The organism is Blautia sp. ZXY-1-B12 (assembly GCF_056339915.1).
Genome location: NZ_JBWJVP010000187.1, coordinates 1 through 11,978, shown reverse-complemented (window position 1 = coordinate 11,978; position 11,978 = coordinate 1). Strand labels below are relative to the sequence as shown.

Below are 11,978 nucleotides of genomic sequence, written 5' to 3'. Positions count from 1 at the left end.
TAATAGAACTGTCAGATGCAAAACGATCAATTTCTGTAAGCTGCGCAGAATTATAGATAAAAAACCGAATTTTCTTTCCATACTCCTCCGCAAAATGCTCTTCTGTTACCTGAAACGTTTTATATACACCTTCACGAATCGCAATACTCGGCACAACCACAATAAACTTGCTCCAGCCATAGGTGCGATTCAATTCATACATCGTCTTAATATAAGTGTATGTTTTTCCAACACCAGTTTCCATTTCAACTGTTAGGTTATACCGTCCTTCCAGTTTAGGAGAAGGTTCTATTTGATTTTCACGCTGTATTTTCTGTAAATGTTCCAGAATCAGACGGTCACTTAACTCAGGTACAATTTTATGATTACTCCATCCGGTAAAGTCCTGTTCTTCTGTTGCAGATATCTGGGAAAATTCTTCACCTTTCATTGTTTTTCCCTCGTACCCTCTATCTATCATATAAGAAGGAGTCAGATATGGCTGACCTGCAAACACATCCACTACGGCTTTTGCAGCATCCGCCTGAAATTTCTGATGTTTAAATCGTAACTTCATTTCCTTCCTCCTTAAATGACTTTCACACGGGTATTTGGTGCTGTCAGTTTAAAAATCTCATCGACATTGATCTTGGAAGGACTATCTGTAAAACTACTATCCCGGAATACAGCTCTAAGTGGCTGTTTCTTTGCAATTGCTTTAATAACACTATCTGGAATGTTTTCATCGAAACAGGCAATTAAATCACCATCATTGTAATTGTGCACTATGCAACCGTCAATCTGTTCGGAGGTATACGGAAGTGACAGCGGAAGTCCCCATTCAAGTAAACAGCCAAATAATAAATCTAAATCAGTACGATCTTCCTTAATGTTTGATTGCAGCATCTCTAACATTCCTTGCGAATAATCTCCAGCAGTATAGTATATATTCTGCATATTGGTCGTATCTGATTTAAAAACTCTGAAACCAACGTCTAACTTTTGTGTTATCAATGGATTTTTTTCTCTAATCGCTTTTCCAGCACGACAAATACGTGCCTTCCCAATTTCGCAAATATTAGAATACCCCGCTTTATAAGCTTCGCTGTTCTTTTCACAAGCTTCTGGCCACTGAACTAATATATATTTTCTTTTGCCTCCATCTTTTGCATTGAGCTCCATAATTGCCTGAGCCATTGATGCTGACCCTGAGAAAAAGTCCATCACAATATCATCAGCAGCTAATCCGCTTTCAGTAAACTGTTTTAGAAGTTCTATGGGTTTAGGAAATGAAAATACTTTTCTTCCAAACAATTCTTGAACTTCTGCTGTTCCTCGTCTTGATGAAAAACTTTTATCCAGTAATAATGATCTAATAGTTTTTTTGTCCGATCTATATTTTTGAACTATTCGATATTCGCCTTCTCGATTTTTATAACCTACAATTTCTTTATTCAGATTTTTTCTGGCCTTTTCTTCTTTTCCCCATCTCCAGACTCTTTGTATCCCATCTTTTTGACTTATTACAGGCCAAACTTCGACCCATCCCTCTTTTGGTTCTAATCCTATTTCATAAAAATCATTATCCAGCTTATGATTTGGATTCAGATAAAAAGGATAAAATAAATTAGGTCTTGTTTGTGGATTAAATGCTACATTGCCATTATATAAAGGATAAATAATAAATTCTCCTAATTCATCTTTGTAATCAAATTTTTTATTCTCCTCCTTTAATTGATAACATTTTACCTGTAAACTGTTTTTAGAATACATTACGGCATATTCATGCATTTTGGCTATACATCCATAATCAATAGCACTAGGAGAAGCGTTGATTACAAATATCCCTTGAAAGTTATCTTGTCCAAAGATTTCATCGCAAATTTTTATTAAATTTGCTATCTCATTATCATCAATCGAGATAAAAATAACACCCTCATCATTCAATAAATTCCTTGCCAACATAAGACGAGAATAAATCATTGAGCACCAGTCCGAATGAAAACGCCCATTACTGTCTGCGTTTTTAAACATTCTATTTCCATTTTTATCTTTTTCACCAATTTCATCAGAATATTTTTCACTAGTCATTTGGAATTCATCATTATAAATAAAATCGTTTCCTGTATTATACGGTGGATCAATATAAATCATTTTTATTTTATTGAGATAACTTTCTTGAAGCAATTTAAGGACTTCCAGATTATCACCTTCTATATAAAGATTCTCAGTTGTATCCCAGTTAATACTTTCATTCGGATAAGGGCGAAGTGTTTTCTTAATAGGTTTATTTGCCTCAACAATGGCCGCCTTTTTACCTACCCATGTAAATTCATAATTTTCATCACCTTCAACTATATCATCGAAAAGCATTTGACGTAGCATTTTAAAGTTAATTGCTTTTTTTAACTTTCCATTTTCATCAATGGTTTCTGTAATACAGTTTGGAAACATTATACTAATTTTATTTATATTTTGTTCTTTCATGTCTAATGACGTCATTTTCATCTTTTCCATTCAGTTATCCTCCATATTTTTTTGAACAGTATTACTAGCAGAAGCAATATTATTTTGTAATGCAATGATTTTCTCCCAATTAGAAATAGCTTTTATATATTGAGGATTAGATATATAATTTTCGATGTTTTCAATAGCAGATAAAGTTTTTATTAGCTCAGGGCTAAATGCGGACTGGATTTTATTATTTAATTTTTCAATTTCACTATATAATTTAGCTTCAGGTCGATTTTGCAATGACATTATGGTCGAGTTCAGTTTGCTACTAAGATCATCAATGCTACTATAATCTTGTAACAACATTAAAGCGGAACTTAATTTACGATTAAAATCAACAGGTGTAGTTGGCTCATTTTCTTCTTTAGCCCCTATTAACTCTCTTATAGCAATATCCAATTCTGCATTTACCTTTTGAAATAATCGTTTAGCCAATTTAAATTGATTTAGATTGATATTGTGCGCATGCATCACATCATTCCGATAGTTTCTTAATTCATTGAATTTTTTTCGGAGAGTTTTCACTCGCTCTGTTCCAAGAAGAGTGTCCCACAAAGTATTTTCTTTAAGTGATTCAATACAAGCTATTAATTCATCTCGTGTAAAATTCCATGTTTTTTTGTTGATTTGTTCTTTAACCTTTTTTACAAAATCAGAATCAGAAAACAAAGCTTCAAATATTTCCCCCAAATCTTTAGACTCAATATCATTAATAACTTTGTAAGAATCGTTATCACCTTGAAGTGCACTAGCAAGATATAAAAGTTTTCTCAATTTACGTTCAAATTCATTAACAATAGGATACAATGATTTATTAAAATACGCAGAACAACCATTAGATAAAACCGTTGGTTTATAATTCTGACATATTTGAATATTTAATGAATCAAGTAATTTGGCTATTTCTTCATTTTCACCATCTATATTTAAACTAAGTGTCCAACAGGAGCTATTTTCAATAATTTTTATTTTTTTTTGAACTTTGTCCGAAACAGTAAAAGATTCTATTTCTTTTTTATATTTTTCATTAATAAATAAATATTCTTGTGTCAACTTGTCACCTCTAATTTCTTCTTGAGTATTTTCAATTGGTTGCTCAACTCTACTTGTTTATTCAATTGTTTCTCTTTGTGTATTTTAACCGTTAAAGCATTTATCTGCTTTTCTAACTGTTTTTTCTTTTCATCTTTAGCAACAGACTCTTTCAGGCTTTCATCCGAGGTTTCTTTTTTCAGCTTATCACCAGCAATCTGGCGAACAAAATTTTCGTATACTGCATCCAGACTTAATCCTTCCATTCTCAAAGATAATTTATCTCCATTTTCCCAGTCTGTATGATAATATCCCCCTAATTTAATTCTTTTATTTCCAGTTACTGCAATTTCTTTATAGCCAATCCATGCCTGGTATTTTCTCTCATATTCCAACAGAAATAAAATATGATATGGAATTTCTCTATCTATCTGGCGAAGCACTCTTTCATCTAACTCAGAATGATTCAGTCGGATTTCAAAAACTTCTATCTCTGTCACATCATGACCTGTTGCAAGGTTCGTAGTAGAAACTGCTATTTTGTTTCTCCAGTATATCATCTTTATCTGTTCTACAAATATCTGTTTTATTACTGAAGAAATCTCCATATTTTCATAAAACTTCTGTTTGGGAATTCGTTTATTAAATTCTGTTGATTTTGGTAATCCGATCATCGCCTCACCGACTTTCTTTTATTTTACAACCAGGAAACAAATAAGCTCAAAATCATCTAGACCTGAAACTGTTGACAACAGAGCTGAAGTTCCTCCTTCTGCAAATAAGCTGTCAATATCGTTTTTTTCTTTACAGTCAATGATAGAGTCAATTGCTTCACTAAGAAGTTCAGACATTTCTCCCATATTTCTTCCATCATCTGTTTCCTCATTAAATTTCTGACATAATTTCATAATCGGCTGCTTCTTTCCTCTGCAAAGAAGACGGATATCATCCAGAAGTTTTTTCGGATTCAGATAATCACATATGATTTCGCCATCCATACCAATATAAACCATATAGAATGGGTGGATTCGGTTCTGGTTGTCAATGTTTACACTGTTATTGATATTTTTTAATACAAATATAACTCCTTTGGGAAGTTCTTTCGTTGCTGAAACCACTGCATGTAAGCCCTTCGGTTTCTGTTCCAGATCCGGATGTGCTTTTACATATTCCAGCAAATCAAGCCGGAATTCGTTGAGTCCCAAATCCATAATGGAAATGCCTGTATTCATATCTTCAATATCTACAACTTCTTCCTGAAGTCGTTTCAATTGCTGCTTACGATATTCCAGATCACCTTTTTCCTCTGGATTAATGGGATCATCATCACCTGTGGATGTCATAACCGATATCTTCATACGTGTTTCTACACGACTTTTCAAATTTATGTATTCATCCAAATTCATATCCGGCCAGAAATTTACAAGTTGAATATATTCATTTTTGCTCCCAATACGATCTATACGTCCAAAACGCTGAATGATACGCACCGGATTCCAGTGAATATCATAATTTACCAGATAATCACAGTCTTGTAAGTTTTGTCCTTCCGAAATACAATCCGTAGCTATCAGTATATCTATTTCTGCTTTATTTTCCGGCATCAGCACATCTCTGTCTTTAGATATCGGGGAAAAACAAGTTAAAACATTATTAAGCGTAGATTTAAAACCTGGAATTGTTGTTCTTCCCTCTATATTCCCGGTAATTACTGCTGTATTTAATCCATATTTATCCTTAATATATCTGCTCACATTCTCATATAGATATTCTGCCGTATCTGAAAACGCAGAAAAAATCAGTACCTTTTTATTTCCACGATTAATTGGATATTCCATTTTTTCATTCAGCAGGCGAAACAATTGTTGCAATTTATAATCATGCTCAGGGGTAACATCTGCTACCAGCAATGTTAACAATTCTAAAGTCTCAGCATCCTCCTGCAAACCTCTTCGCCATGTTTTATAGTCCATATCTGCCAGCTCTATTTTTACCTTTTTTCCAACAGTAAAATATTCGGTATTTCCATCATCAATATCTAAATCCATATCCGAAGCTTCATACATATCAAGTTCTGCATTTCCATACTTTTCAAAACAATCAATTGCTTTAATCGTGTCTTCAATTAAAGTTCTAATACGCTGCAAAGTTAGTTGAAAAGAATTTACTGAGCTTTCCAGTCTTTTCAAAAGATTAATGCTCATTAATCTTCGAATTCCCTCTTCACGCCCGGTCTGTGTAAGATTATCTCCTTTATTATGTGTTAAATCCATATATTTCTGTATTTTACTTGGAAAAATATAATTAGAAGGAGTATAAATACAAAGGCTTAAATACATCAACTGCTCATAAATTTCATTATAGTTTATCGCTGAATCCAAATCAGTAAGTTTCGGTCTAAGAGAAATTGGTTTCTTTCGTTCAGGGAATTTTCCAATTTCCGTTGTGTCATAATATTTTTCAATATGTTTTCTGGAACGTGCTATCGTTACGCTGTCCAGAAGCTCAAAGAAATCAAAATCCAGTGTACGAAGTAGTGCATCTGTAGTCCGGTCCACTGTATCCAGTTTACTCCATGCATTAAAAGCTTTTTGTGCCTGTTTGAATATTTCTTCTATTGTTTTGTTTGTATTTAATTTCTTATTTATATTCTCCGAATTTCCTTCATAAGCAATTGCCAACTGATTTTTCAAATCTACAAATCTGTTATTCACCGGCGTTGCTGATAACATCAACACTTTCGTCTTGACACCTGGACGTATAATTTTATCCATTAGTTTCACATAACGGTTTTCTCGCGTATTAGAATGTGTACCGGCACCGTTGCGAAAGTTATGTGACTCATCAATCACCACCAGATCATAATTTTCCCAGTTAAGTCTGTCCAATTCTAAACCATTAGAAAATCCATGTGTTCTGGATAAATCTGTATGAAAAAGCACATCGTAGTTTAATCTATCTGCTGCAATAGGGTTATTTACATAATTATCTTTGTATGTATTCCAGTTTTCTGCCAGTTTTTTAGGACACAGGACAAGAACACTTTTATTACGATTTTCATAATATTTCACAACAGCAAGAGCTGTAAATGTTTTTCCCAAACCTACACTGTCCGCAAGGATACATCCATTATATCGCTCTAATTTATTGATAATCGCTAATGCAGCATCTTTTTGAAAGTCATAAAGCATATTCCAGATTTTACTTTGTTTAAATCCTGTTGCCTCATTTGGGAGCTCATCCTCAGAAATATCATCCAGAAATTCGCTGAACACATGATATAACGTCATAAAATAAATAAATTCTGGAGAATTCTCATTGTAAGCAGTCGTAATATTTTCAATAATAACATCTGTGACATCCTGTAGCTTTTCTTTATCTTTCCATAATGTCTCAAAAAGTTGCATATAAGAAGCAGAAAACGGAGCATCAAAACGATTTATCATATTATAGCTGTTATTTCCTCGCTCACACCCAATATCAACCGTAGTAAATCCATTAATAGGCATATATGCAACTTGTTTGTTTTCATTCTCTACCGTCATAAATCCGCCCATATTTTCGCCTGTTATGTTAGATTTAAACCTGGCTTTTTCTTTAATCCAATCTGCACATTCTTTTGCTATGGCTTTCTGGGTCATTTCATTGCGCAGTTTTATTTCAAATTCTGTACCATACAGACTCCGTTCACGACTGAGACGCGGAATATAAAACTCACGCTTTTGTTTTTCTGCTTTTTCAGTAACAAATGTGGGGGATGTAAAAATAAAGCGAAATTCATCTACGGATTCTAATTGTTTTTTTAATTCTTTATAAGCATACATCGAAAAGCAGGCCGCAGCAATAGACACTTTACTGTCTTTACTGATTGTTACCTCCATATCATCACGTACAATATCTGTGACATTGTCAAATATTTTCACTTCCATCTTTTTGCTCCTTAGTACTGGCAGAAAAATCAAGTTATTATCTTTAAGATCTGCCCATTTATAAAATTTCTCAATTACTTTGTTACACACAAATTTTTTTCAATCTATTTCTGAATATCTTTGATTAATTCACTCAAACTTCCCATATCAAAAACAAACTGTAAATCGCAATAGATAAAAAATTTCCTGTATTTATTTAATTGATGTGTTGACAACAAAATAGCACCAACTTCTGGTATTATATTGAACAACCACAAATAGAAAAATACACAGAGAAGGTGCTGTTCCATATGACATGACAAACTATAATGATGATTTTGAAAAATAGGAATGTAAAATTCGATGTGAATTTGGGGCTGCCATCCGTGCACTCAGAACGGCAAATTTCCTACCAGATCTAATATTAAGAGAAAAAGCGGAAAGTTTTTTATAAAATATTCCAATTCCTGCTGTTACTTGTACTCCGGAGCTGTAATCTGTTTCATTTTTTCAATTAAAAAATTATGAGGCGACCCTGAAAACGTATTTCCAGTTCGTTGTCCGGCATGATTTTTCTATTTGCTATGTTTGCTGTCAACGCTGTTTAGACTTTGGGATGAGCGTTGTGAAAATGTCCTTTATTTGGTTTTATATTAACATTTATAATGCTCCTTTACAAGACACTTTTTACCGTATCACTATTGGTAGTAACTATAAAAGACAGTTTTTATCTGACAGTATCAGGCTGTAAAAGCGTGAGTAATGTTTCGTATACATATGTATTTTCTCTGACAATTATAGAAAGTTCCTCTTTTGCCTGATTCAGCCGGTGAAATAAATTACGGACATCAGACCTGCCTTCTTTATTGAAATATTTTGAACGCAGATATCTGTTCTGGTCATAGTAATATCGTTCGTCCAATATGATAACAAGACGTTTTATGTCTCTCTCAGCAGTAATCTCATATTCATAGCTCTGATGTATATAATCTTCCAGTAAGGCAGCAGTCTCCTCTTCATTATTTGCATATACAACAGAAACATGCGGATAGGGTTTTGAGGTTTTTCTGTCTGTAAGGTGTATCATATTCTGGATGAATGAGGAAAGTTCCGCATTGGTACGGATGCGGTTGGTTAAGTGAAACATCTGGATTTCCGGCAGGTTTTCTATGAGTTTTAATGTATTTACCCCTAACTCTTCAGGACATATGGCATCTTCGGAATCGCTGGAAAATATTACAGGAAACTCCCCCTCCGATTGCGTTAACAGAATCTGCCAGTTTTTCCGAAGAAAGCAAATGTGCTTCGTCTACCAGAACGGCACTGTAATGTTTCAGCTCTCTATTTTCGGTCAGCTGATTGTCCGAAAGAAAAGCAATACGCTGTAAACGTTTATGCAGTATTTTCCATTCTTTTCCGGCATTGCCGCAGTGAATCATGCATATCTGCTGACGCCTGGACAGTTTCATGGCTATATCATAGAGAAGCAATGTTTTTCCTGTTCCTGGAAGTCCGGTAAACAGAAATATCCAAACCGGCTGATACGGAGTTTCTTTAAAATCTGGCGCTGGATATCCCGCTGCTGGGAAGTCAGAAAGTATTCTTTTTTCAGGAAACGGGCCGGTTCTGTGATTGGGGAAATCAGATATAATTCGGCCTGAAACAGATCGTCAATATTCCCCTGATAATCACTGCTCTCCTTTTGCAGTGATCTGCACAGCTCTGTCCAGTCGGCTTCTGCAATATGATCATGGTTGGTAAGCCTGACAAGGCGATTCTGACTGCTGATATACGTATAAGACTGTATGGAGCGTCCGAGAACGGAAAGGTAATAACGGTTCTGCATAAGCTGTTTACGAATTGCCTCCTCAGATACAGCTCCGCTTTTCAGTTCAATATTTATGATCTGGTCGTCTTTGATCTGGAGAAGATCAAATTCTTTCCCGAGTTTTGGAATCTGGTAGGAATAGAAAAAGCGCAGGGAACAGACTTTAGTCATATGCGATTCTAACTGGCGTACCAGTGCTTTCATACTCTGAAGTTCCCATTCCCGTATTTTGAGGAAATATTCCCGGCCGGATAACTGACGTTCCAGTTTTGACAAAGAATCTTTATTCTGATTTCTCGTAAGTGCATATATGGATATTGATCTCATAACTTTTACCTTTCATTTTGCCGGAATTCTTTTATACTATTATAGCAAATATCAGCAATTGCAGGTAGCCCGAAAACAAAAACAGCCAGGTGGATTTTTCCCTGGCTGTTTTCCCCATCTGAATCAGATTCAGAAATTGTTTTAGAATATTTATTTTATATTGTGGTTTGGCTGAATTACTCAGCTACAGCGATAGCTTCCACTTCGCAGAGTACGTTTTTCGGAAGCTGTTTTACAGCAACACAGGAGCGGGCTGGTTTGCTTGTGAAGTATTTCTCGTATACAGCGTTGAATGCAGCGAAATCTGCCATATCAGCAAGGAAGCATGTAGTCTTGATAACATTGTCAAATGTAAGTCCGGCTTCTTCAAGAATTGCTCCTACGTTCTTGCAGGACTGCTCTGCCTGTGTTTCGATTTTATCGCCTGCAACTTCACCTGTAGCCGGGTCTACCGGAATCTGACCGGATGCAAATAAGAAGTTTCCTGTCATTTTTGCCTGAGAATATGGTCCGATTGCTGCTGGTGCTTTTTTTGTTTCAAGTGTTTTCATGAGTGAATTCCTCCCGTACGATTTAGTGTGATTGATTGTCTGTATCTGTATCCATATCTTACCACCAAAAAAATATTTAGTCAACGGCAAAAAAATTGCCACATGGAAAATTCCTCTTTTATTAACGAAAGAAAAGATGAAAAATACTGACGATAATCTGATCAGTGGAAGCTCTTGAGCCAGTTTACCAGAGAATCATGCCAGATATTATCATATACTGTTTTCTTCATCTGGTCTGTAACAAGGCCGTTACCTGCCATTTTGGCAAGGATTGCCTGCTGTAATTCATCTACAGTCATGTCTTCCGGGGATTTATTCATATCTACAATTACCGTATTTTCCTTTTCAGCAGCGGCTTCCGTATTTTCCGGAAAACTGTTTTCTGCTGATATGGCTGAAGTATCGGCAGTTTTTTCAGGCTGAATATCTTCTGCTTTTGCTGCTGCGGTTTCTTCTGTTGCGGTTATTGTTTTCTGTGCAGGAGACTCAGTCTGTGTGGATGTTGTTTCTTCTGTTTCTTCCTGTACTTTTTCGATATCTGCAGTTTCTGTTTTTACCGGTATATATTCTGGCATTTCACCTGCTGGAACCCAGATTTCACCGCTGTTTGCGGCTACTGTTACATTGATATGTCCACCCTGAACAGGTACTTTACGGCCTGTGAGGGTTCCGATATATTCTGCACAGTTTCCTGCCGGAAGGCTCATATCTGCTGCATTATCATCGTTATTTACGGTAACGATCACACGTATTCCGTCAAGGTCACGGGCAAATGCAAACTGGCGGTTGGTAAGCTGAAGTTCAGCGTAGCTTCCGTAGCTTAATGCAGGTGTATGCTGTCGTATCTTTCCAAGAGCTGCGATCAGGGCTGTACATGGATTCTTCTGTACTGCATCTGCATAGTCTTTGATATCCAGAGCCGGTCTGAGGCTGTCATCGGAGAATTTCTCTTTCTTTCCTTCAATACCGAACTCAGAACCGTAATAGATACTTGGTACACCCGGAAGTGTATAGAGTAAGACATGAACAGGTGCAAAATGTGCTTTATTTGAAAGCTTGGTATAAATACGTTCTACATCATGGTTGTCCACAAAGTTGTAGAGATCAAGATTTCCATATTCTGGAGATATTTTACAGTATGTGCGATTTCGAAATAGTTGTGATCGTTATGTCCGCTGTAGAGTGCTTTATGCAGGGCATAGTTTGTTACACTGTGGAGCGTTTCTCCATTTACCCATCTGCTGTAATCGCCATGGATCACTTCGCCCATAAGCCAGAAATCTTCCTTTACTTCTGCTGCCGTACGGCGCAGGGCACGCATGAAATCAAAATCAAGGACATCTGCCGCATCCAGACGGATTCCATCTACATCAAATTCTGATACCCAGAAACGGATCACATCACAGATGTAATTCTGTACTTCCGGGTTTCTTTGGTTTAATTTTACCAGAAGGTTGTATCCACCCCAGTTTTCGTAGGCAGAAGCCGTCATTGTATTCCGTCAATCCCCTCTTTCCGAAGTTCACATTGCAGTACCAGTTGAGATATCTGGAATGTTCGCGGTTTTGCTGCATATCTTTAAACGCCACAAAGAAATCACGGCCTGTGTGATTGAATACACCATCGAAAAGAACTTTGATTTCTTCTTTTTTCATGACAGGCATGCCACGAAGTCTTTGAAGGTCTTCGTCGGTTCCGAGACGGGAATCTAGCTTTTTGTAATCTGTGGTTTCATAGCCATGTCCTAACACTCTCGAAGTAAAGTGTCCGATGTATAACGCCGTACATCCGATCTCCTCTTGATGCGGTGCCATCCATGGAAGTAATGTGTTCAGACTG

9 protein-coding genes and 1 pseudogene are annotated in these 11,978 nt (G+C 36.1%); all 10 read right to left on the bottom strand.

Annotated elements, in window-relative coordinates:
* Positions 1-556 (bottom strand): DEAD/DEAH box helicase family protein (locus AC075L_RS10520; protein WP_476387630.1); only part of this gene is annotated, 556 nt, incomplete at its 3' end.
* Positions 557-567: 11 nt separating this feature from the next.
* The gene (locus tag AC075L_RS10515) at positions 568-2,496 is read right to left on the bottom strand and encodes a site-specific DNA-methyltransferase (protein WP_196049240.1); all 1,929 of its coding nucleotides are present in this window, start codon (positions 2,494-2,496) and stop codon (positions 568-570) included.
* Positions 2,497-3,546 carry a hypothetical protein gene (locus AC075L_RS10510; RefSeq protein WP_196049239.1) on the bottom strand — a complete coding sequence of 350 codons (1,050 nt, stop codon included), beginning with the start codon at positions 3,544-3,546 and terminating at the stop codon, positions 2,497-2,499.
* Entirely contained in the window at positions 3,543-4,199 is a 657-nt protein-coding gene (locus AC075L_RS10505; protein WP_196049238.1) for a DUF4391 domain-containing protein, read from the bottom strand. The genes AC075L_RS10510 and AC075L_RS10505 overlap by 4 nt, the downstream gene beginning before the upstream one ends.
* Before the next feature lie 18 nt (positions 4,200-4,217).
* Positions 4,218-7,454, bottom strand: coding sequence for a helicase-related protein (locus AC075L_RS10500; RefSeq protein ID WP_196049237.1), 3,237 nt, complete (start codon positions 7,452-7,454; stop codon positions 4,218-4,220).
* A gap of 706 nt (positions 7,455-8,160) precedes the next feature.
* On the bottom strand, positions 8,161-8,580 hold the full coding sequence (locus AC075L_RS10495) for a hypothetical protein (RefSeq protein WP_476387629.1): 420 nt from the start codon (positions 8,578-8,580) through the stop codon (positions 8,161-8,163).
* Between the two features lie 52 nt (positions 8,581-8,632).
* Positions 8,633-8,902, bottom strand: coding sequence for a hypothetical protein (locus tag AC075L_RS10490; protein ID WP_476387631.1), 270 nt, complete (start codon positions 8,900-8,902; stop codon positions 8,633-8,635).
* A 2-nt stretch (positions 8,903-8,904) separates the two neighbouring features.
* Complete coding sequence (locus tag AC075L_RS10485; protein WP_476387628.1) at positions 8,905-9,588, bottom strand: hypothetical protein; 684 nt, start codon at positions 9,586-9,588, stop codon at positions 8,905-8,907.
* A 176-nt stretch (positions 9,589-9,764) separates the two neighbouring features.
* The gene (locus tag AC075L_RS10480) at positions 9,765-10,139 is read right to left on the bottom strand and encodes a RidA family protein (protein WP_008703111.1); all 375 of its coding nucleotides are present in this window, start codon (positions 10,137-10,139) and stop codon (positions 9,765-9,767) included.
* A gap of 161 nt (positions 10,140-10,300) precedes the next feature.
* Positions 10,301-11,978 (bottom strand): annotated as a pseudogene (locus tag AC075L_RS10475) (alpha-amylase family glycosyl hydrolase); the annotation flags it as partial.